Genomic DNA, 21,174 nt, shown 5'->3' on the forward strand with positions numbered 1-21,174 from the left:
CGACGCCGCGAACAATCGCCGCGAGCCGTTGAACACTGCCAAACGCACAGCGTTGACTGCCGCGGCATGTCCTTCACATTCCCCGTCAAAGGAAGTCATTCGATGCCCACCGTCGCGATCGCGATCTTTCCAGGTGTGCAGGCACTCGACGTCGCCGGTCCCGTCGACGTGTTCTCCGAAGCGAACGGCTTCGTCGCGCCCGCGCAGCACTACGAGGTCAAGCTGCTGGCCGCGGCCGCGGCGCCGTTGCGCGCGTCGAACGGCATGACGCTGGTGGCGGACGCGACCTTCGAGCAGGCGCGCGAACCGTTCGATCTCGCGCTCGTCGCTGGCGGCCCCGCTCTGCCGCACAACGAAGTGCCCGACGCGCGCCTGCTCGACTGGCTCGCTGACGTCGCGACGCGTTGCGACCGCTACGGCTCGATCTGCACCGGCGCATTCGCGCTCGGTCACGCGGGCCTGCTCGATGGACGGCATGTGACCACGCACTGGCAGCACGCGGCGCAACTCGCCGCGCAGTTTCCGCGCGCGCGGGTCGAGTTCGATCGCATTTATCTGCGCGACGGGCCGCTGGTCACGTCGGCGGGCGTGACAGCCGGCATCGATCTGTCGCTCGCGCTAGTGGCCGAGCATCACGGTCCGCATACCGCGCTCGCGGTCGCCAAACGGCTCGTCGTGTTCGCGCAGCGGCAAGGCGGCCAGTCGCAATTCAGCCCCTATCTGACCGCGCCCGCCGACGACACCTCGCCCGCCGCGAAAGTCCAGGCGCACGTGATGGCGCGAATCCATGACAGCTTCACCGTCAAGCAACTCGCCAGCGTCGCGGGCATGAGCGCGCGTAACTTCGCGCGCGTGTTCGTGCAGGAAACCGGCGTAACGCCGCATGAATTCGTCGAACGCGCGCGCGTCGATGCGGCGCGCAAGCTGCTCGAAAGCAGCGCCGCGGCGCTGAAGACGATCGCCTACGATTGCGGCTTCGGCACCGCCGACCGCATGCGCATCGTGTTTACGAAGCGGCTTGGCGTGACGCCGATGCAGTATCGCGAGCGCTTTCGGTCGGCCTGAATACGGCGTGAGAAAATCGTCGATTCTGCAAGACAACGCTCACAAGGAACGACATGACCTCCTCTTCTCCAATTCGCGCGATCGTCACTGGCCATACGCGCGGCCTGGGCGCGGCGCTCGCTGAACAACTGCTCGCCCGCAACGTCACGGTGCTGGGTCTGTCGCGCTCGCGCAATGCGGCGCTAAAGGCGCGCTTTGCCGCGCAGCTCGAAGAGATCGAGCTGCCGCTCGCCGAACCTGCGCGAGTCGCGCAATGGATCGCCACCGACGCGCTGAGCAACTTCGTGCGCGGCGCGCAGACGGTGCTGCTGATCAACAATGCGGGCACGGTGGAACCGATTGGGCCCATCGAAGGGCAGAACGCGGCGGACGTCGCGGACGCGGTGAGCCTGAACGTCGCGACGCCGCTGATGCTCGCGAGCGCGCTCGCCGCCGCGGCCGCCGACGCAACAGATCGGCGCATCGTGCACATTTCGAGCGGCGCGGCGCGCAACGCGTATCCGGGCTGGAGCATCTACTGCGCGACCAAGGCCGCGCTCGATCATCACGCGCGCGCCGTCGCGCTCGACGCGACTCGCGCGCTGCGCATCTGCAGCCTCGCGCCGGGCGTGATCGATACGGACATGCAGGCGCAAATTCGCGGGAGCGGCGAAGAGCAATTCCCGATGCGCCAGCGCTTCGAAGACCTGAAGCGCAACGGCCAACTGTCGACGCCCGAGCAATCCGCGGCGCGGTTGATCGACTACGCGCTTAGCGATGCTTTCGGGCAGACGCCGGTCGCGGACATCCGCGATATCGCGAAATCGGCCTGAACGGGTGATCGCTGGCGAGTGCTGCCGCTCCCGAAAAGCCTCACCTTTGGCACGAAGTGGCGGTGAATCGGCGTCAGGTAGCGTCGCCAGTGCTCCCGAAAAGCCTCACCTTCGCGGTGAAAAGAGGGCTCGAGGGGGCATTTCAGCGCGCGCGGAGCGGCTCTTGCACGCCGCTCCCGAAAATCCTCACCTTTAATCGAACGCAGCCGGTTCGCGTCGCCGATGCGGGCCGCGTAAGCGGCAGATCGCCTGGACATTCAACGACTTACGTTACACAGCCGGCGAGCGGTCGACGCGATGGATGCAATGATTGGCGACTGCATGAAGCGGGTTTTGTACGCCGATAAGGCATGGGGCCGACAGATACGGCATCGACGGGTCCCGAATATGCTCACCTATCGCTGACAGGCAAAACGCGCGCATTGCCGCACGCCGCTTGCCGCGCGGTTTATTTCGCTTCTGGCGCGGCCGGTTAGTTGCAAAAGACCCGCCCGCGGGCCACTCCCGAAAGTTCTCACCTTTCGCGTGCCGCACGCGCCGCCATCATTCGATCAGGCGCAACCAGTAACCGACGGGCGCCCTCGCCGGCTTCCTGCGATACGGCCTCACCGCATTGCGCGTCTGACGGGAACCATGTTTCCAAAGAAACCACTCGCAACTTGCCGCACCGTCGAGGCGACTCCCGAATACCCTCACCTTTAGTTTTGAAGTGCGCGTACAGGTGCGCATACTCTCACCTCGGCCGCTCCCGAATCTTCTCACCTATCGATATCGACGCGGCGCCGCAGAATATAATCGGAGCCGACGGTCGATTACTCGTCGCGAGGCGCCAGTGCGTTGCGTCGCCTCTTCCACGCTGGCAACACGCGGCTCGAACGGCAGTTCCTGACAAACCGGCAAAGGAGGAAGAATGAAAACAAACGGCGCGAGAAAAATCCTCGGCGCAATGTTCGCGGTGGCCATCGCGACTTGCGCGACCTATGCGAACGCTCAGACGCGCGAGATGCCGAACAATGCGTCGATGCAAAGCCAGCCGGCCCCAGCGGCTTCGAACCGGAACGCTAACCGGTCCGACAGCGCGATCGTCCGCGACGTCCGCCGCGCGTTCACGCGCACCACGAATCTCAATTCGGCGAACATCCGTGTCGAATCGCGCCACGGCATCGTCACGCTGAGCGGCACCGTGCCGCGGCAATCGCAAATCGGGCAAGCCGGCAACGCGGCGCGATCGGTTCGCGGCGTCAGAAGCGTGCATAACCGGCTGACCGTGCGACGGCGCGCCAATCAGTAAGCATGTGTAGCGGCATCGGCCGGATGGATCGATGCCGCCTGTTCGACCTTCCCTCTATCGGCCTCGACTCGCACGTCGTTCACGGCGCGCGGCGTTGCGCGCCGCACATTTTCTCCGCTCTGCTTAAGAAACAGGTTGACCTCGGCGGAAAGCGAACCCTAGAATTCAAGAATCATCATCAATGGGGCTCACGCCTTGGACACCTGCAGTAGCCGACTTTCGAACAGTTTCGCTGCCTGACCGGCAGGACGTCCGCGCTCTCTTCATCAGCCGCCGTCTTGCCAGCAGGCAGACGGTGCGCGCCGCAGTCTCTTCCCGTGCACCTAACGTAACGTCGTATCCGCATGACAGGAACGCCGCGTTCAAACGCGTCCCTGCGTTGGTACGGCGCCGCATCGCGAGCCTCGTGCTTGCGGTCGCGTTTGCGCGCGCGTCAACGCAGTGCGCGTGAACGCGTGGATAAACACGTGTGTAGCAACGTGCGTAGCGAACGTATCAATCGCTCATACACGCCTCACACCAACAAGGAGTCGCCATGCCCGGCAGTGACAGTTATCCCTTATGCCGCTTCCCTGTTCTATTAACTGAGGAAAGCAAGTAGACCTCCACCGCCGCGCCCGGACATACGCGGCCTCCGTGTCTGCTGGCTTTCCACCAGCGCGTCGAAACCGGCGCACGGAGATACCCAATGCAATTCGGCCTGCTTCTTTCGAAGTTCCCGCGCGTACAGGAATCGCGCGCGTTTTACGACGCTCTGCTCGTGTTGAACCCGCGCGAATCGCGTCCGTTTATCGCCTTCTGCCGTCGCTTGATGTCGCGCGTGGCATAGCGTTTCGCGATCCGGCCTCCGACAAATACAACCAGGAGAGAACGACATGTCTACTCCGACGAACTTTTCCTCCGCGCGCAGCGCCGTGCTCGATTCGGCACACGTAGGCGATATCAAGGGCGCGCTCGGCACGATCGCTCACCATGACATCGCGCCGCGCACCAGTTGGTGGGCGCGCCTGCGCACCCTGCTCGCGATCCTCGGCCCCGGTCTGATCGTGATGGTCGGCGACAACGACGCGGGCGCATTCGGCATCTACACGCAGGCAGGCCAGAACTACGGCACCACATTGCTGTGGACCATGCTGTTGCTGGTTCCAGTGCTGTTCGTCAATCAGGAGATGGTGCTACGGCTCGGCGCGGTCACGGGCGTGGGCCACGCGCGGCTTATTTTCGAGCGCTTCGGCAAGTTCTGGGGCGCGTTCAGCGTCGTCGATCTGTTCCTGCTGAACGCGCTCACCATCGTGACGGAATTCATCGGCATCACGTTCGTGCTCGACTTCTTCGGCGTCTCGAAGATCGCGGGCGTGTGCATCGCCGCGGCGCTGACGATGGCCGCCGTCAGCACCGGCGACTTCCGCCGCTTCGAACGTTTCGCGGTCGCGCTGTGCGTGTTGAGCCTGCTGCTGGTGCCGGTGCTCGTGTCGATTCATCCGCCGGTCGGCCAGATCGCGCGCGACTTCTTCATTCCGAACTGGCCCGCGCATTCGAAGCTGTCCGACGTGATGCTGCTCGTGATCGGCATCGTCGGAACGACGGTCGCTCCGTGGCAGCTGTTCTTTCAGCAGAGCTACGTGGTCGACAAGCGCATCACCCCGCGCTTCATGAACTATGAGAAAGCCGACCTGTGGATCGGCATCGTGTTCGTGCTGATCGGCGCGGTCGCGATGATCTCGTTCTGCGCGGCGCTGTTCGAAGGCCGCCCCGGGTTCGGCAACTTCACGGACGCGGGCGGTGTGATCGCCGGTCTCGAGAGATACGCGGGACGGACCTCGGCGGTGCTGTTCGCGATCGCGCTGTTCGACGCGTGCGTGATCGGCGCGGCGGCCGTGTCGCTATCGACCGCCTATGCGATCGGCGACGTGTTCAAGATCCGCCATTCGCTGCACCGTAGCGTGTCGGACGCGAAGGGCTTCTACGTCGTGTATTTCTCGATCGTCGCAGCCGCCGCGGCATTGGTGCTGATTCCGGGCAGTCCGCTCGGTCTCCTGACCGAAGCGGTGCAAACGCTCGCCGGCGTGCTGCTGCCGAGCGCGACCGTGTTCCTGCTGCTGCTGTGCAACGACCGCGCGGTGCTCGGTCCGTGGGCCAACTCGAAGAAGCTCAACCTGTTTACCGGCTCGGTGATCTGGGTGCTCGTGATGCTGTCGATCATCCTGACCGCGTCGGTAATATATCCGGACATCGCGGCGGAAACGATCATCGAAGTACTGGCGGGCGGCACGTTGCTCGCTGTCGTCGGGTATGCGGCGAGCATCGGGCTTCGCAAACTGCGCGGCGAATCCGCCGCAGCCGAGCCGACTCCTGGCTATACAAAAGAAGCACGCAACACATGGCGTATGCCGCCGCTCGACGAACTGCCGCCGCCGCGTCTGACGCTCGCCAAACGCGTATGGATGGGCGTGCTGCGCGGCTATCTGCTGCTCGCGATCGCGCTCGTGATCGTCAAGGTCGTGCAGATGGCGTTGCTGAAGTAGTGCGAATGGTGAGTAGTTCCAGGAGGTCCGGGCAATGGTGAGGTTTTACGGGAGCCACGTCCGGAGCGACAACGCAAGAGCTGCCGGAGCCTGAGCGGTCCGGCAGCTCTTCGGAAAAATCATTGCCCCTTCCAGGCCCTCGGCACCCGGTGAAAATTCCGGTCGAAGTAAATCAGACTGTCGCCATCGGCACGCACGCGGATCTGCGTGGTCTCCACGAACATCACGGAGTGCGAGCCGACTTCCTTCGCTTCGACGATCCTCCCCTGCAAGCTCGCGAGCGCGCCGCGCAGCACCGGCACGTCGTTTTCGCCCTGATCCCACACGGGAAGCTTGAAGCGATCCTCCATCGAAAGACTGGTCATGCCCGCAAAGTGACGCGCGATACTTTCGAGGCTCGCGGGCAGCACGTTGATACACACATCACGGTTTCCGACGAACACCGCGTGCATCGCGCTCGAGCGGTTCAGGCAGATCAGCAGCGTCGGCGGCGTATCGGTGACCGAGCACACCGCGCTCGCCGGGATGCCGCAGCAGCCGTGAGCACCCGCCGTGGTAATCACGTTGACCGCCGCGCCGAGGTGCGCCATCGCCTGTCTGAACTGCTGGCGGTTTTGATCGATCCCGGCATCAGCCTGTATTGCTTGGCTCGACATGTTGAAGTCACCTGTGTTCGTTTGCCAGTCATCGCAGGATGAATCGGTAGTGTTGGCGAGGTTTTGCGGCCGCTTGTCGGCCCGCTATCATGAAAGCCCTCTGACGATCATTCCCGCGTGCGATTTCCACGCACACGCCTGCCCATTCCAATGCCGCGAAGCGACCGCCCTCCCGTCACCGATGCCGCCCCCATCGTCTATATCGTCGACGACGACAACGGCATGCGCACCTCGCTCGCGTGGCTGCTCGAATCGGTCGGCATCCAGTCGCAGGGCTTCGTCAGCGCGGCGGATTTCCTGCGCGCCTTCGACATCAACGTGCCCGGCTGTCTCGTGCTCGACGTCCGCATGCCGGAGGTGAGCGGCTTCGATGTGCAGGAAAAACTGCCGCCGCCCACGCCGAGTTGGCTCCACGCCGCGAAATAGCCGCGTTTTTCGGGCGGAGCGTTCTCGCTGATCATCAGCACGCCACCGCCCCATTCGCCACCCGATGCAATGCCTTGCAGCAAGCGCAATCCCGCGAGCGCCGCGGGAGCGGCCAGACCGATGTGCTCATAGGTCGGCAACAGCCCGATGCCGAAGGTCGCAAAGCCCATGATCAGCAGCGTCCAGACGAGCGACGCACGGCGTCCATAGCGATCGCCGATGTGCCCGAACACGATGCCGCCCAGCGGACGCGCGACGAAACCGATCGCAAATGCGGCAAACGCCCCGATTGTGCCGATCAGCGGGTCCGCGTGGGCGGGAAAGAACAGTTGCCCGAGTACGAGCGCGGCCGCGGTGCCGTACACAAAAAGTCGTACCACTCCATCGCGTTGCCGGCCACCGACGCAATGATGATTTTCCTGAGTGCGCGATCCGACTCTGCCGTGGCGGGCCCGGCCGCGATCGGGGAGGAAGACATGTCTGCTCGCATCTGAATTGGGGGATTGCGGCCTTTCAGAAAAGGCTTCGCACGCTATGCAGTGTCAAGGCGCCAGATGGTCGCGTCAAATTAGCCGAAAAGCAGGGCAGGTATCAGTGCAGCTAATTTGCCCGGCGTGTCCCGGCATCACGTCGGGACGACATGGCTGCACGATTTGAGCGGCGATAAACGCGGTCGCGCGACCGGTGAGGAGTTCCAGGAGGTCGCACTACGGTGAGGATTTACGGGAACGATGGGCGGGATGTGCGACAGCTCACGCGGTGTGCGTCGGAACGGCGATGGGGAAGAGGCGCGTCGAAGCGCGCACAACGTGCTTCGCTGGCTTCAGCGTTGTGGCGAATAACGGCGTTTCGGAGCAGCCAGCGCGGAGCGCGTCAGTGTCCAGTGCGAGAAAAGTAGTCTGGAATGCGGGGCAAAAAGTCGAAGCGAGCCTGCCAAGGTGAGATCTTCCAGGATGGTGAGGATTTCCAGGAGTCAGGAGAACGACGCGGGTTCGCAAAGGTGAGGAATTCCAGGAGATCGTCGCTGCATTCCAGGCCTCGCGCCCGCCGCAATGGCTCAATCCGGATGAAGCGGGAGCGTTTGGCTCCCGAAAAACCTCACCTTAGGGCCATCGCCCTCATTGCTTAGCCCTCCGTCAGAACTTCACCTTCACCTGAAAACCAATCGTAAAGGGCAGATTATCAGAGGGGATTGGCGGAACGACGATGAAGTTTGCACCGACGCGCTTGTATTCGAGCATCACGATCGGCGCGACCACCGGGCCGATCGTGTGATTGCTGCCGAGACCCCAGTTGCCGTAGTTATAGCCGGAGATGATCCCGCCGATCGCCGCGATCCGCACAATGCCCCAATGCGCGAACTCCGGCGCCCACACGGCGCCGCCATAGTAGGACGGCCGACGCAGCGAGTTGCGAAAGCCCCCGGCCGTGAGCGCCCACTGGTTGTTCAGCCAGCATTCGACGCCAAGCCCGGGGTTGAACTGCTCGAAGTGCGTATCGGGATCGGGATTGATGTGATACGAGCCGAGCATCGCGTCGACCCATACACCGCCGTCACACCAGCTCGCGTGTGCCGTGGAGACCGCCGCGAAGCTTGCGAAAAGCGCCACCGCGGCGCGCCGGATATTCTTGTTCATCTGCCTGAAGTGCATTTCTTCTCCGTCACCGGTCGAGCGCCGGTGTCATCGTGTTCTGGCGATCCGCGTGCCGCCCGACGCGCACTGTACCTGAAGGCGCGCCCAATGTTTAGGACTCGCTCGGCCCGGCCGGGCACGCGACGTGCCCCGCAGCCGGAACCGCCACGATAACGGAGAACCGATGGCGTCCTGATGAACAAGCGGTGAAGAAGTTCACGGCGCGCAGCGCGCGCGCCGTCGGCGATGAACGTGCCGGGAACCTCTACAGACCGAGATCGGACAGGCTGGGGTGATCGTCGGGCCGGCGGCCGAGCGGCCAGCGATACAACCGGTCGGCTTCGCGGATCGGCAGGTCATTGATGCTTGCGTGACGACGCGCCATCAGACCATGCTCGTTGAACTCCCAGTTCTCGTTGCCGTACGAGCGGAACCAGTTGTTCGAATCGTCATGCCATTCGTACGCGAAGCGCACCGCGATGCGGTTGTCGGTGAACGACCACAGTTCCTTGATCAGCCGATAGTCGAGCTCCTTCGCCCACTTGCGGCGCAGAAAGCCGACGATCTCCACGCGGCCATGCACGAATTCGGCGCGGTTACGCCACACGCTATCCGTCGTGTATGCGAGCGAGACGCGCTCGGGTTCGCGCGTGTTCCACGCGTCTTCCGCGGCGCGCACTTTCTGGATCGCGGTGTCGCGCGTGAACGGCGGCAGCGGCGGGCGGGTCTCGATCGTATCGGCCATGATGGTTCCTCAGTCAGGTTGTGCGGTGCGCCGGGATGGCGGCCGTTTGAATGCGGCGGGTTTCGCTGCCGCGTCGAGCAAGATCTTGCCGATCGACTGCGCGTCGAGCGCCGCAGCGGCTTCGCCGCTGACGAGCGCCACCGCGATCGCGCCGTCGAGCAGCACGAGCCATTGCCGCGCGAGGGGTGCTGCGCGACGCGCGTCGATTTGCGCTTGCGCCGCGAACGCGTCGCATTCGGCGCGCACGAAATCGAGCAGACGTGCTTTGTGTTTGCGCGCGACGACGCGGATCGGATCGTCAGCCGATTCGATTTCGCCGGCCGCGTTCAGAAACGCGCAGCCATGAAAATCAGCCGATGCGAACCACTCGCGCAGCACGTCGAACATGCCGAGCAGGCGTTTGCGCGCACCCTTGCCGCGCTGTTGCGTGCCGGCGATGAACCAGTTCATCCAGCGTTCGTCGCGCCGTTCGAGCGCGGCCGTGATCAGCGCGTCTTTCGATTCGAAATGCGTGTAGAAGCTTTTGCGCGCGGTGCCGGACTGCCGCACGATCGCATCGACGCCTGTCGCATGGATGCCGCCGGCGTAAATGAGCGCCTCGGCCGCATCGAGCAGGCGTTCGCGCGCCGTGCCGGGCTGGGCCGCGTCGTTTTGGGCAGTCGGATTCGTATCGTGTGTCATCGGCAAAAGGTAGAACGATCATTCTCCGTCGTCAAGTTTTTCTTCGCGCTTCCGCGCGAAGGGTACGCTTGCTGCTATCTTGATGGAGATCGCTTGACCACTGCTCAACCGGAAGCGCTTCGATGAAACCATCCTCCGTTCGCACCGCATGGCTACGCGCGCTTCTCGGCGCAACGCTGCTGGGCGCGATGGCCTGCACGCCGATCCAGGTCCTCACGCATTCGGTCAGTCAGAACGAGGCGCGCGTGCCGCCAGGGCGCTACGACGTCGATCAGGACCATACGAGCATCACGTTCGATATCGACCACTTCAAATACACGCGCTTTACGATGCGTTTTAATCGCAAGCAGGGGGAACTCGACTGGAACGACGGCGGACTGGACCGCAGTTCGGCGTCGGTCGCGATCGACGCCGCGAGCATCGACACGAACGTGCCGCTGCTCGACAAGATGGTGAAAAGCGACAGCATGCTCGACGTCGCGCGCTATCCGCAGATCCGCTTTGCGAGCACCCGTTTCGAGCGCACCGGCGAAGCTCGCGGCACGCTGAGCGGCGACCTGACGATCCGCGGCGTCACGCAGCCGGTCACGCTCGACGTCACGTTCAACGGCTTCGCGCCCGATCCGCTGACCAAGAAAGACACGCTCGGTTTTTCCGCCGACGGTCATTTCAGCCGCGCGAAGTTCGGTCTGACGACCTGGTATCCGGCCGTCGGCGACGATGTTCACGTGCGCATCCAGGCCGAGTTCGTGAAAACGCCCGCAGGCGCGTAAGCGCGCTGCGGGCGTTGTCGTTCAGACGGTGAGGCGCCGGCTCAGGCAGCGGTCCAGTCAAGAATCACCTTGCCGCTCTCGCCGGAGAGCATCGTCGCGAAGGCTTCCTGATAGTCGTCGACCTTGAAATGGTGCGTGAGGATCGGCGAAAGATCGAGGCCGCTTTGCAGCATTGCGACCATCTTGTACCAGGTCTCGAACATCTCTCGCCCATAGATGCCCTTGATTTCGAGGCCCTTGAAGATCACCTGGGTCCAGTCGATCGCGGTTTGCGCGGGCGGAATGCCGAGCAGCGCGATCTTGCCGCCGTGGTTCATCGCTTCGAGCATGTCGGTAAACGCGCTCGGCACGCCCGACATTTCGAGGCCGACGTCGAAGCCCTCGGCCATGTGCAGATCGTGCATCACGTCGCGCAACGATTCGCGCGACACGTTCACCGCGCGCGTCGCGCCCATCTTGCGCGCGAGGTCGAGGCGATAGTCGTTGACGTCGGTGATCACGACGTTGCGCGCGCCGACGTGCTTCGCGATCGCGACCGCCATGATGCCGATCGGCCCCGCGCCGGTAATCAGCACGTCCTCGCCGACGAGGTTGAACGACAGCGCCGTATGCGTCGCGTTGCCGAACGGATCGAAGATCGCCGCCAGATCGTCGGAGATTTCGGGCGGAATCTTGAACGCGTTGAATGCCGGAATCACCAGGTATTCGGCGAACGCGCCCTCGCGATTCACACCGACGCCGATGGTGTTGCGGCACAAATGCCGGCGCCCCGCGCGACAGTTGCGGCAGAATCCGCAGGTGATGTGTCCTTCGCCCGACACGCGATCGCCGATCGCAAAGCCGCGCACTTCCTGCCCCATCTCGACGATTTCGCCGACGTATTCATGGCCGACGTGCATCGGCACCGGAATCGTCTTTTGCGCCCAGTCGTCCCACTTCCAGATATGAATGTCGGTGCCGCAAATCGCGGTGCGCGTGATCCGGATCATCACGTCGTTATGGCCGACTTCGGGCTTCTTCACGTCGGTCAGCGTGAGGCCCGGCCCCCGTTCGAGTTTTGCCAATGCTTTCATCTGCTTCTCCGTTCCAATCACGCGGCGACTATGCCTGGATCACGCCGAGTTCGCGGCCGACTCGCGCGAATGCGTCGACGGCGCGATCGATCTGCTCCGGCGTATGCGCGGCGCTCATCTGCGTGCGGATGCGCGCGCGGCCTCGCGGCACCACCGGAAACGAAAAACCGATCACGTAGACGCCTTGCTTGAGCAGCGCATCGGCCATTTTTCCGGCGAGTTGCGCGTCGCCGAGCATCACCGGAATGATCGGATGTTCGCCCGGTACGAGCGTGAAGCCGAGCGCGCTCATCGCGCGGCGGAAATGCGCGCCGTTTTCGCGCACGCGTGCGCGCAGTTGCGCGCCTTCATCACTTGCGAGCAATTCGAGTACCTTGAGCGACGCCGCGGCGATGCTCGGCGTTAGCGTGTTCGAAAACAGGTATGGGCGCGAGCGCTGCCGCAGCAGTTCGACGATCTCCTTGCGCGCCGCGACATAGCCGCCCGATGCGCCGCCGAGCGCCTTGCCGAGCGTGCCGGTAATGATGTCGACGCGCGCCAGCACCCCGCAATGCTCGGGCGTGCCGCGGCCGTGTTCGCCAATGAAGCCGACCGCGTGCGAATCGTCGACCATCACCAGCGCGCCGAAGCGGTCGGCCAGGTCGCAGATGCCGGCGAGGTTCGCGATGATGCCGTCCATCGAGAACACGCCGTCGGTCGCGATCAGCTTGAAGCGCGCGCCCGCCGCATCGGCTTCCTGCAGACGCGCTTCGAGATCGGCGAGGTCGTTGTTCCGGTAGCGAAAGCGCTTCGCCTTCGACAGCCGCACGCCGTCGATGATGCTCGCGTGATTCAGCTCGTCGCTGATGATCGCGTCGTTTTCGTCGAGCAGCGTTTCGAAGAGGCCGCCGTTTGCGTCGAAGCAGCTCGAATAGAGAATGCAGTCGTCGGTTTGCAGGAACGCGGCGAGCGCCGCTTCGAGTTGCTTGTGCACGGTTTGCGTGCCGCAGATGAAGCGCACCGACGCCATGCCGAAGCCGTCGTTATCGAGGCCCTGCTTGGCGGCTTCGATCAGCCGCGCGTCGTCGGCGAGCCCTAGATAGTTGTTCGCGCAGAAGTTCAGCACATCGCTGCCATCGGCGAGACGCACGTCGGCCGACTGCGGGCTCGCGATCACGCGCTCGCTCTTGTAGAAGCCGTCGGCGCGGATCTGGTCGAGGGTGCCGCGCAGATGGGCAAGGTATTGGTCACGCATGAACGGGACTCCTGAGGGTGACGGCGCCCGCGTTCGCATGGGAGCGCGAAGGGTGGCCTGTTATAGTCGGTTGTCAGCTTTATCGGATTTTTTCGTTTTTCCGAACTAAAATCCGGTATATCGAACAACTCTAAACGATGGGTCAGGAAATGGCAAGTTCGGGTACACGCCGCGCCGCGGCCACTGCGGCGCCCACCTCCGCTAGCGCGGCAATAACGCCGAACGCGGCGATTGCGGCGCCGCCGCGCGTCGGCGAGCAGATTCAGCGGCTGCGCGCCGAGCGGCGCATGACGCTCGACGATCTGTCGCGCGCGGCCGGCGTGTCGAAATCGATGCTGTCGGAAATCGAGCGCGACAAGGCCAATCCGACGATCGCGGTTGCCTGGCGGCTGACCAACGCGCTCGGCGTGAGCCTGGATTCGCTGTTTGCGCCGCCGAAGTCGCCAGAGGCGATCGCCGTTTCGGGACCGCACGATATTCCCACGCTAAGCGGTCATGAAGCGAAATACCAGTTGCGTGTGTGGGGCCCCATCGAGCTGGCCGGCAAATTCGAGTGGTACGAGCTGACGCTGCAGCCTGGCGGGGCGCTGGTGTCGAACGCGCACGAGCCTGGCACGCGCGAGCATTTGACCGTGCTGCACGGCTCGATCGAAATCGACGCGGCCGGCGCGACGAAGCGGCTCAAGGTCGCGGACACCGCGCGCTATGTCGCGGATGAACCGCACGCGATCCGCAACGTCGGCAAGAGCGAGGCGAAAGCGCTGCTGGTGGTGATTCACGGCTAGGCCGTTCGGCCAGGTTGCGCCTGATACTGTATGTTTGTACAGTATCACGTGTCGATTGGAGCCGAGAATGAACAACCTGAAAACCGACCCTACCGATCAAACGCTCGCCGCGCTGCGCTACCAGACCGCCGCGCGCGATCTCGAACATATCGTGCGCAGCATCGCCGGGCGCTACATCGTCAAACAGGTGCCGCTCACGTGGCGTCTGCTCCATGCCATCGAAGCCGAGGCGCTGGCCGATCTCGGTTTTGCCAGCCGGCACGACGCGCTGATGCTCGGGCTGTTCCAGCGCCCGTCCGATCTGCCTTATCCCGAAACGGATGACGGCGTGGATTTCGGTACGTCCAATGCATTGCCCGCCGTTTTTGCGTTTGCCGTCAATGCGTACGAGGAAGCCGCGCGCCGGGCGGCGCTGCCATGGCCGGTCGATGCGCCTTTGAAGCGCGCCAGGGCGTGGGGCGGCTGATGGTGGCGCCAGGTCGGGATGGCTCGGATTGTGATCCGTTCCTCGAAGTGGGCCGTGCTGCGGTTGGCGCCTACAATACGCGGACCGAACGGTGCAACTAACCGAAGGAATGCCCATGTCACCTCCCCATCTGTCCGACCCCGTTCCCCGTCCCGCGCCGTCTACCGATCTGTTCGATCAGCAACGCGAAGACTGGCGTCGCGACCCGCAGGTCGCGTTCGATGCGTGGCTCGCGAAGCAGCATTTCCGTCGCTCTTCGGCGTTGGTCTATCAGGCGCAGTGGGGGCAGTTTCTCGATTGGCTCGACGCGCGGCAACAAAACCTCGCGACGGTCGACACGCCCGCGATCGCCGAATTCGTCGCCAGCCTCGAGATTCGCAAAACGCAACGGGTCCGCTATTTACGGCTTATTGAGCGGGTGCTCGACCACGTGCGCGAGATCGAATCGGCGTCGATCAACCCGGCGCGTTTCATTGCTCAGGATGGGCAAGCCGCGTGGCGCAATGCTCGCGACAACGAGCCGACCGGGTTTCTCACGCATGCGGAACGCACTGCGTTGATCGCGCGATTGTTCGCGCCGTTGCCGGCCTTGTCGACCGCGCAGCGCTGGAGAGAGCGACGCGACCGCGCACTGATCGCCGTGTTTCTGGGCGGAGGACTGAAGACGGGCGAAGCGGGAGCACTTACGGTTAGTTGCGTGAGAGAGGGCTCGCCGTGGGTCACGATCGAGTCGCCGAATCCGATGCTGACGCGGCGCACACGTCTCGCGCCGTTCGCAACGGCGATTCTCGACGCCTGGCTCGCCGAACGTCGGGTAACGGAGTTGGCCGGCAACCTCGTGTTTCCCGCGTCGCCTTCCGGCAGGCCGATGCACAAGGCCACGATGCTGCGCGCGGTGGATGCGCTCGTGGACGCAGCGGGAATTGCCGCCTCGCGCCAATCGCGCGCGAGTCCGCAAACCTTGCGCAACACGTTTGCGGCAGACCTTTTCGAAAGCGGAGTGGAGGCCGAACAGGTCGGTCAATGGCTCGGCTTCGTGCAGGCGGTGTCCGCGAACCGGCTGTATCGCGCGTGGCAAACTTGGATTGATCAGCAGGATTCGCCCGCGGCACAGGAGCCCGATCCGGCGGCGGCGCCGTTGGCCGAGCCCCGGCGTGACGGGCGTTTTACGGGGAAAACGGGAGCCGGCGAGCCCTGAAAGACCTCACCGTGACGCTCCCGAATTTCCTCACCTTTGACGTTTTTTCCGTTGGATTGGCCGTTTCTGGTTAGCGGATCGTCTGCAAGGAGCGGGACGACGGCGCGGTGGACGCATCGTTCGACAGAAACTGGTTTACCGCCGCGAGCCGCGATTCGCCGAGGCCGGAAGAGTGCTCGCATTCCGGGCACAACAATTCGAAACGGTGATCGACCTGCGACAGCTCCGGCTCACCTTCCTCGCATTTCGGGCATCGCGCGGGCAGCGTCACGTGGCCGTCGGCCGCGGTGCCGATCATGCTCAGCTCTTTGCTCGTGAGCCGCCCCTCGGTGACCAGTGAGCAAAGCAGCACGGCGATGGCCGGATCGATGCCCTGCTGGCCACGCAAGGCGGCGACTTCTTTGGTCAGCGCATCGACTTCGTCCGATTGCTCGCGCAGCTGCGCGTCGAGCCGGTCGCCGCGCGCCTTGGCGGCGGCAATCTGCTGAATGAACTCGAATTCCTTGCGGCTCGCGTCGCGCACGCCGGACTGATACGTCGCGGCCATGCTGCGAAGCGAATCGAGTTCGACCAGCATCGGCTTGACGCGCCGCTCCGCTTCGGCGACCGCATCCTTGATCTGCTGCGCATAGTGCTCGGTGCTTTGCCGCAATTCGACGTGCAACGCGTCGATCCGGTCGCGCAACGCCGCATTGGTGGCCTGCTCGTTTTCGAGCCGTTGCCGCAGCGCCTCGTTTTCCTGGTCGAGCCGGCGCGTGGTTGCCTGCATACCTTCGAGATGAACGCTGCCGTGCGTCGTCGCGCTCAATAACTGGCCTTCGAGCGCGCGAACCCGCTCCCATGCGGCTTCGGCGCGCGCTTCGCTGCGCCTGATGGATTCGTCGGCCGCATCCCGACGAATCTCGGCGTCGCGTACGCGAAGTTCGGCCGCGCTGATCTGCGCGCGGATCTCTTCGCGTTCGGCATCGAGCGACGCTTTGGCCTGCACGACCGCTTCTTCGAATAGCGCGCCCAGCAGTTCGCCGGCGCGATCTTCGAGTGCCTTCGGTATCGCGCCTGCGCCAACTTTGACCCGCGAAACGTGGCGGATGCGCTCCCAGAAATGATCGATGTCTTTCGGGATGTCGCTCGCGCTACCCGTTTGCGTGAGATCGCGCACGGCCGCCATCGATGGCCGGATGCCGAGATCGAAAAAGAGCCGTTTGCAGGCGTGCAGTGACAGATCCTGGCGGCGCACGCCCTGCGCACGCATTGATTCAAGCTCATTGCGAATGGCTTGCCGCTCCTGATCCAGATTCATGTTTACCTCGATGTGGCTCGAATTGGATGGATCATAACAATTTACGTAGTGTTTGCTACCGATTCATCAGTGGCGAACGGATTGGCGTTTACAGACGGAGTTTTTTAGGCAAATCGCGATAGTAAACACGTCGATGCCACTTTTTCCGTGAAACAAAACGAAGAATAGCCAATAAGCCATTGTATTAGAAGCGCTTTGTTTGATTCTACGGGGATCACGCGGTGTTTCACGATAGATCTCCAATCGCTGTGGGTTGTAGGCCCCGTGTTTCACGGGACTCGCGGGGTGCATGGCTTGAGAGTAATAAAAGTAAACACCTTTGAACCCTTGTTAAAAACGTTAACGCCGCGGCAAACCCTTGTCTGGCGGGGCTTTCAGCCCGGCAAGGTGAAGCTTTGCGGGAGACTTGGTGAGACTCTGCGGGAAACTCGAGTGATGAGGTTCGGGGAGCTCGGTGAGCGGGTCCGGGACGGAACGTGAGCGGGTTCAGGAAACACCGTATACGTGGGGTTCGGGGCAAAGGTGAGGTTTTGCGGGACTTCATGGCCGCGAAGCACCCGACAGCCCTCATAAGTACTCGTTCGGTTGGAGCGGCACCGAGGTGAGGTTTTTCGGGAAACTCGCGAGCGGGGTTTTTCGGGACTTTTCTAACGTGGTTAACCGCTTTGGTGAGCCGTGGCGGGAGAAAACGCGAAACGGAGGTGAGATTTTTCGGGGCTCGCTGGCCAATTTTGCTTTGTTTTTGAGCATCCAGACGGCTGAGGTGAGGATTTACGGGAGGGAAGATGGATTGTCATGCGTCGACTACCCGAGAGACTGCCTGGCTGGAATCGCTCGCGATTCGAAAGGTGAGGGGATTCAGGGCGCCGGCTGATAAGCCAGCTCTGCGATCTGGTTTCGGCGGCGATTTCCCCAAAGGTGAGACTTTTCGGGACGCTCTGGCCAGGGTTCTGGGCGTTAAGGTGAGGAAATTCGGGACCAAAATGAAGGCTGTGGGCCGGAGATGCCCGCCGCATGGCGATTCGCGGGAGTGGGTGAACCAGGTCTCCGACCACAAAGGTGAGGTTTTTCGGGAAGCTCGTGGAAGGCGGTGAAAAGTGCTGCGGTGCGAAAAAGCCGGCTTAAGGTGAGATTTTACGGGGTACCCATCCCTCGAACGTTCGGAGGCGTTGGCGCAAGTCATTGAAATTATGGGAATTTTTCCTTTTCGGCAGCAAAGGTGAGGGTTTTCAGGAGGTCTCAGTACACGGGCGTTTGGGCCTCCAGAAACCTCAAAGGTGAGGCTTTTCAGGAGGATCACATTGGGGAAATGCGGTACTGGCGCGGCCCAAACGCGTATCGTGTTGTCCCGTGCCGCGGTGCTACGGTGAGAGTTTTCGGGAGCACCACAGTGGTGAGGATTTGCGTGCGGCTCGACCTCCCCTTTTACGGCAAGTCGGACGAAGCTCAAAGTCGCAAACGGCGGTTAGCGGCGGCAGCGTTCTCGGCGGTGATGGGTGAGTCGTCAGTAGAGGCGCCACGCAGTCGTACGTCGCGCCCGGCGATAGCAAGCCTGATGCACTGTCAGTAAGGCTCACGAAGCGCTTGGCGCTGGCCTGCACCGCGCTTCGAGTCCGATACAAGGCACGGATTACATCAATTGATCCGGATTTTGCGTCGCCCGGCAGCCCGCGAGAATCGACGAAACCGTCGCAAGGCCGCACGACGAAGTCCTCGGCTGCCCAGACATCGTCCGTTTACATGACGTCCCGAAAAAACCAGCGAAAATTTTTGAGGTGAGAAGATTCGGGATCAAGTGCTCCCCGTTCCGGTATGCAGCGAAACGGGCCCGATACGCAAACGCCGCGACCGGCAAGGATAGCCCGATCCTGGTGACACGCAGCCGAGGTGAGGGTTTTCGGGACTTGCTCGAGGTGAGGTGCGCTTCGTAAACTCGCTTCACCGGCAATGGTGAGATGCACGCTATAGACGCGTATCACCACAGCCGGTATGCTCTCGCGAAATCCCCTCCCTCACCCCGACGCATGGCCACGAAGCGCGCGAAAAAGACCGATGTTGTCAGCCCGAGCTCGGCTGAGCTGCGCAAAGCCGTCGAGGCAATCGCGATCCAGCCCAAGAGCGGCAAGATCACGTTGCTCACGCGCAAGCTCTTTAACGTGTTGCTCGCGGTGGCCCAGCAAGCGGATGAATCGGGCGACACCTATCGGGCGCTGCTGTCCGACATCGTCGCCAATTCCGCGTTCGATTCCAATGACACCGCGCTCGTCAAGGAACACCTGCGCCGGATGGTGTCGGTGCAGGTCGAGTGGAGCACCGGCACCTCGAGTCAGAAGCCCGGCCGCAAATGGGGTATTTCGACGCTGATCGCGGACGCGGAAATTCTCGAAGATCCGACCACGCGTCGCGTCTGGGTCGAGTTTTCGTTCGCGCCGAAGATCAAGAAGAAACTGCTCGATCCCGTTCAGTATGCGCGGCTGAGTCTGCAGTTCCAGAGCCAGTTGCGCAGCAGCGCGGGCCTCGCGCTCTACGAGATCTGCGTGCGCTACCTGACCAACCCGAGCCATCTGACGATGCGCGAGACCTGGGAATGGTGGCGGCCGATTCTGTCGGGCACGCCGGATACCGAAGCCGGCGACGAGGCGAAGCGCGAGTACAAGTATTTCAAGCGCGACTATCTGCGCCCGGCCATCGCCGAGGTCAACGCGGTCACGAACATTTTTGTCGAGCTGATCGAGCATCGCGAGGGTCGGCGCGTCGCCGAAATCCAGTTCCGCGTGACCGAGCGCAAGCAGCCGATGCTCGCGCTCGACGAACATCCGAACGTGTTCGACAGCACGTTGGTCGACCGGATGGTGAAGATCGGCATTCCGCTGAAGGAAGCGCAGACGCTTTACGCGGACAGCGAAGAGAACCGGATCCGCGCCGCGTTGCAGATGACCGAGCAGCGGATGCGCAGTACGTCGCTGCCGCCGGTGCGTAGCGCGCCGGCGCTGTTCAAGGATGCGTTGAAGAAGGGCTATGCGCCGCCGGTCGAGGCGCTGCCGGCAAGTGGCGGCACCAGCAAGTCGGTGGCGTCGCCGGCCGACGATCTGAAGGCGCGTCTGCTCGGCGAATACTCGGCTTACCGTCGCAAGCAGGCCTACGAGTTGTACAACGAACAGGGCGAGTCGGAGCGCGATATCGCGCGGCAGTCGTTCGAGGAAGAAGAATTGCCGGGGCTCGGCACGCACATGCGCGACGACTGGCGGCGTCGCGGGCTCGATTCGAAGATCGTGGAAACGGCGTTCTTTGACTGGCTCGCGCGCAGGACCTGGGGCGAACCTACCGATGGCGATCTGCTCGCCTTCACCCTTAACCAGTCGCGCGCGGCCTGATGGGTCGAAACGGCCTTTGAAAGGAAAGGGGCGGTGCGGGCGCACCGCCTCTCACGTCTTACTTCAGCATCTTCTCAATCTGCCGCAGGATGTCGTCACGCTTTTCACGCGTGAGGCCTTTCAGGCGCAACTCGAGTCGGTCGTCCCCATATGACTTCAGATCGCCGACCGACACACCACCAAGCTTGATTTCCAGACGTTGCGCATAGCGCTGCCGGCCAGCCGGTTTTGCGCTTTCCTGCGCGGTCGCGCGCCCTTTGACGATGTCGGCGACCTGTCGTGTGCTCAGATCGTCGGAAAGGATCCGATTGATCAGTCGCAGCGTCGCGTCCGCGCCGCGAGCGGTGTGATAGCGGCCGACCTGATACGCCATGTTCGAGCCGAAGCGGTCAGGGCGCGCGACCATCTCCTGCATCACGGTTTCCGGCAGCTTGGCGATGGACAGCGCGACTGCGACCGTCGATTCGTCGAGCCCGAGATGTTCGGCCAGTTCCTTCTGGCTCTGGAAATGGCGCTCGTCGAGAAAGCGTCGCCACACGATCGCGTTGTCGAACACGGTCTGCGAGTCGCGCTGCACGTTGAGGTCGTAGCCGAGTTTGTAGCTCTGGATGCCGATCGGCAGATCGATGACGATCGCCTTCACCGACTCCTTGTTCGCTTCTTTCAGCGCGCGCACGCGTCGGCCGCCGTCACTGACGAAGTAGGTGCCAGGGTTGTCGTAGTCGGGAATGACGTGAATCGCCTGCTGCTGTCCCTGCTTCGCCAGATTGACGGCAAGCTCCGCAATCGACGACTTCACATAGAAATACCGTGGATTGAACGGGCTCGGCTTGATGGTCTTGAGCGCCAGTTCGATGACCTGGCCGGGACGATAACCGTGCTCGAGCCGCCATGCGCGGTAGGCCGCCGATTCGTTATCCGGATCAGGGATCTCGGCATCCTGCAGACGCGACGGTACGACGGCCGGAATCGGACGCCCGGCGATCGTGGAGTTTTTCGCGTCATTTTTAACCAAGCCGTCGATCGCATTCAGACGGTCGAGCGCTGTGCGCTTTTCGCTGCTGGTCGTGTCAGGACGTGCTTGAAAGCCTTTGGCGAATTGGGACGGTTTCATTCAGGGTCCTTTATGCGCATAA

17 protein-coding genes and 2 pseudogenes are annotated in these 21,174 nt (G+C 62.9%); 10 read left to right on the forward strand and 9 right to left on the reverse strand.

All coding sequences use genetic code 11. The features are described 5' to 3' along the window. Positions 1-102 precede the first annotated feature (102 nt). The 4 genes from VSR82_RS06265 to VSR82_RS06280 all read left to right on the forward strand — a co-directional run bounded on the left by VSR82_RS06265 (position 103) and on the right by VSR82_RS06280 (position 5,693). Positions 103-1,065 carry a GlxA family transcriptional regulator gene (locus VSR82_RS06265; protein ID WP_429456344.1) on the forward strand — a complete coding sequence of 321 codons (963 nt, stop codon included), beginning with the start codon at positions 103-105 and terminating at the stop codon, positions 1,063-1,065. Positions 1,066-1,118: 53 nt separating this feature from the next. Beyond that, positions 1,119-1,877: an SDR family oxidoreductase gene (locus VSR82_RS06270; RefSeq protein WP_429456342.1), complete on the forward strand. Its 759-nt coding sequence runs from the start codon at positions 1,119-1,121 to the stop codon at positions 1,875-1,877. Positions 1,878-2,787: 910 nt separating this feature from the next. Next, complete coding sequence (locus tag VSR82_RS06275; RefSeq protein ID WP_410848739.1) at positions 2,788-3,168, forward strand: BON domain-containing protein; 381 nt, start codon at positions 2,788-2,790, stop codon at positions 3,166-3,168. 875 nt (positions 3,169-4,043) lie between these two features. Further along, on the forward strand, positions 4,044-5,693 hold the full coding sequence (locus VSR82_RS06280) for an NRAMP family divalent metal transporter (protein WP_429456340.1): 1,650 nt from the start codon (positions 4,044-4,046) through the stop codon (positions 5,691-5,693). Between the two features lie 119 nt (positions 5,694-5,812). Here VSR82_RS06280 and hpaC read toward each other — a convergent pair whose 3' ends face one another. Beyond that, positions 5,813-6,349: a 4-hydroxyphenylacetate 3-monooxygenase, reductase component gene (gene hpaC / locus VSR82_RS06285; protein ID WP_429456338.1), complete on the reverse strand. Its 537-nt coding sequence runs from the start codon at positions 6,347-6,349 to the stop codon at positions 5,813-5,815. A 150-nt stretch (positions 6,350-6,499) separates the two neighbouring features. On the opposite strand from hpaC, the pseudogene VSR82_RS06290 reads away from it, so the two are divergent. Continuing rightward, positions 6,500-6,736, forward strand: a pseudogene (locus tag VSR82_RS06290) (response regulator transcription factor); the annotation flags it as partial. On the opposite strand, the pseudogene VSR82_RS06295 reads toward VSR82_RS06290, so the two are convergent. The 4 genes and pseudogenes from VSR82_RS06295 to VSR82_RS06310 all read right to left on the reverse strand — a co-directional run. After that, positions 6,736-7,265, reverse strand: a pseudogene (locus VSR82_RS06295) (MFS transporter); the annotation flags it as partial. The pseudogenes VSR82_RS06290 and VSR82_RS06295 overlap by 1 nt on opposite strands. A gap of 646 nt (positions 7,266-7,911) precedes the next feature. Further along, positions 7,912-8,427, reverse strand: coding sequence for a hypothetical protein (locus VSR82_RS06300; protein ID WP_152852699.1), 516 nt, complete (start codon positions 8,425-8,427; stop codon positions 7,912-7,914). A 247-nt stretch (positions 8,428-8,674) separates the two neighbouring features. Beyond that, positions 8,675-9,154: a nuclear transport factor 2 family protein gene (locus VSR82_RS06305; RefSeq protein WP_410848736.1), complete on the reverse strand. Its 480-nt coding sequence runs from the start codon at positions 9,152-9,154 to the stop codon at positions 8,675-8,677. 9 nt (positions 9,155-9,163) lie between these two features. Further along, entirely contained in the window at positions 9,164-9,835 is a 672-nt protein-coding gene (locus VSR82_RS06310) for a TetR/AcrR family transcriptional regulator (protein WP_429456335.1), read from the reverse strand. Between the two features lie 122 nt (positions 9,836-9,957). On the opposite strand from VSR82_RS06310, the gene VSR82_RS06315 reads away from it, so the two are divergent. Then, on the forward strand, positions 9,958-10,608 hold the full coding sequence (locus tag VSR82_RS06315) for a YceI family protein (protein ID WP_368583469.1): 651 nt from the start codon (positions 9,958-9,960) through the stop codon (positions 10,606-10,608). Between the two features lie 41 nt (positions 10,609-10,649). Here VSR82_RS06315 and tdh read toward each other — a convergent pair whose 3' ends face one another. Together tdh and VSR82_RS06325 are read right to left on the reverse strand one after the other, a co-directional pair. Continuing rightward, entirely contained in the window at positions 10,650-11,681 is a 1,032-nt protein-coding gene (gene tdh, locus VSR82_RS06320; protein WP_176378814.1) for an L-threonine 3-dehydrogenase, read from the reverse strand. A 28-nt stretch (positions 11,682-11,709) separates the two neighbouring features. Beyond that, positions 11,710-12,915, reverse strand: coding sequence for a glycine C-acetyltransferase (locus VSR82_RS06325; protein ID WP_429456330.1), 1,206 nt, complete (start codon positions 12,913-12,915; stop codon positions 11,710-11,712). A gap of 137 nt (positions 12,916-13,052) precedes the next feature. On the opposite strand from VSR82_RS06325, the gene VSR82_RS06330 reads away from it, so the two are divergent. The 3 genes from VSR82_RS06330 to VSR82_RS06340 all read left to right on the forward strand — a co-directional run bounded on the left by VSR82_RS06330 (position 13,053) and on the right by VSR82_RS06340 (position 15,364). After that, the gene (locus VSR82_RS06330) at positions 13,053-13,700 is read left to right on the forward strand and encodes a helix-turn-helix domain-containing protein (RefSeq protein ID WP_429456328.1); all 648 of its coding nucleotides are present in this window, start codon (positions 13,053-13,055) and stop codon (positions 13,698-13,700) included. Positions 13,701-13,767: 67 nt separating this feature from the next. Then, positions 13,768-14,166: a DUF2471 family protein gene (locus VSR82_RS06335; protein ID WP_429456326.1), complete on the forward strand. Its 399-nt coding sequence runs from the start codon at positions 13,768-13,770 to the stop codon at positions 14,164-14,166. Between the two features lie 115 nt (positions 14,167-14,281). Continuing rightward, complete coding sequence (locus VSR82_RS06340; RefSeq protein WP_429456324.1) at positions 14,282-15,364, forward strand: tyrosine-type recombinase/integrase; 1,083 nt, start codon at positions 14,282-14,284, stop codon at positions 15,362-15,364. Between the two features lie 70 nt (positions 15,365-15,434). Here VSR82_RS06340 and VSR82_RS06345 read toward each other — a convergent pair whose 3' ends face one another. Further along, complete coding sequence (locus VSR82_RS06345) at positions 15,435-16,664, reverse strand: DNA-binding protein (RefSeq protein ID WP_498857525.1); 1,230 nt, start codon at positions 16,662-16,664, stop codon at positions 15,435-15,437. Positions 16,665-18,688: 2,024 nt separating this feature from the next. Between VSR82_RS06345 and VSR82_RS06350 the strand changes: the two genes are divergently transcribed. Next, a complete protein-coding gene (locus tag VSR82_RS06350) occupies positions 18,689-20,038 on the forward strand; it encodes a replication initiation protein (RefSeq protein WP_368583463.1) in 1,350 nt (449 codons plus the stop codon). Between the two features lie 58 nt (positions 20,039-20,096). On the opposite strand, the gene VSR82_RS06355 is transcribed toward VSR82_RS06350, so the two are convergent. Then, the gene (locus VSR82_RS06355) at positions 20,097-21,152 is read right to left on the reverse strand and encodes a ParB/RepB/Spo0J family partition protein (protein ID WP_368583462.1); all 1,056 of its coding nucleotides are present in this window, start codon (positions 21,150-21,152) and stop codon (positions 20,097-20,099) included. Between the last annotated feature and the right edge of the window lie 22 nt (positions 21,153-21,174).

Source organism: Burkholderia sp. JPY481, from assembly GCF_038900515.1.
GTDB lineage: Bacteria > Pseudomonadota > Gammaproteobacteria > Burkholderiales > Burkholderiaceae > Paraburkholderia > Paraburkholderia youngii.

Coding starts and splice junctions, on each gene's coding strand:
- VSR82_RS06330 (WP_429456328.1), top strand. CDS start 13,053: ATGGGTCAGGAAATGGCAAGTTCGGGTACACGCCGCGCCGCGGCCACT.
- VSR82_RS06280 (WP_429456340.1), top strand. CDS start 4,044: ATGTCTACTCCGACGAACTTTTCCTCCGCGCGCAGCGCCGTGCTCGAT.
- VSR82_RS06345 (WP_498857525.1), bottom strand. CDS start 16,664: ATGAATCTGGATCAGGAGCGGCAAGCCATTCGCAATGAGCTTGAATCA.
- VSR82_RS06355 (WP_368583462.1), bottom strand. CDS start 21,152: ATGAAACCGTCCCAATTCGCCAAAGGCTTTCAAGCACGTCCTGACACG.
- VSR82_RS06305 (WP_410848736.1), bottom strand. CDS start 9,154: ATGGCCGATACGATCGAGACCCGCCCGCCGCTGCCGCCGTTCACGCGC.
- VSR82_RS06335 (WP_429456326.1), top strand. CDS start 13,768: ATGAACAACCTGAAAACCGACCCTACCGATCAAACGCTCGCCGCGCTG.
- VSR82_RS06325 (WP_429456330.1), bottom strand. CDS start 12,915: ATGCGTGACCAATACCTTGCCCATCTGCGCGGCACCCTCGACCAGATC.
- VSR82_RS06265 (WP_429456344.1), top strand. CDS start 103: ATGCCCACCGTCGCGATCGCGATCTTTCCAGGTGTGCAGGCACTCGAC.
- VSR82_RS06340 (WP_429456324.1), top strand. CDS start 14,282: ATGTCACCTCCCCATCTGTCCGACCCCGTTCCCCGTCCCGCGCCGTCT.
- VSR82_RS06315 (WP_368583469.1), top strand. CDS start 9,958: ATGAAACCATCCTCCGTTCGCACCGCATGGCTACGCGCGCTTCTCGGC.
- hpaC (WP_429456338.1), bottom strand. CDS start 6,349: ATGTCGAGCCAAGCAATACAGGCTGATGCCGGGATCGATCAAAACCGC.
- VSR82_RS06300 (WP_152852699.1), bottom strand. CDS start 8,427: ATGCACTTCAGGCAGATGAACAAGAATATCCGGCGCGCCGCGGTGGCG.
- VSR82_RS06350 (WP_368583463.1), top strand. CDS start 18,689: ATGGCCACGAAGCGCGCGAAAAAGACCGATGTTGTCAGCCCGAGCTCG.
- VSR82_RS06270 (WP_429456342.1), top strand. CDS start 1,119: ATGACCTCCTCTTCTCCAATTCGCGCGATCGTCACTGGCCATACGCGC.
- tdh (WP_176378814.1), bottom strand. CDS start 11,681: ATGAAAGCATTGGCAAAACTCGAACGGGGGCCGGGCCTCACGCTGACC.
- VSR82_RS06275 (WP_410848739.1), top strand. CDS start 2,788: ATGAAAACAAACGGCGCGAGAAAAATCCTCGGCGCAATGTTCGCGGTG.
- VSR82_RS06310 (WP_429456335.1), bottom strand. CDS start 9,835: ATGACACACGATACGAATCCGACTGCCCAAAACGACGCGGCCCAGCCC.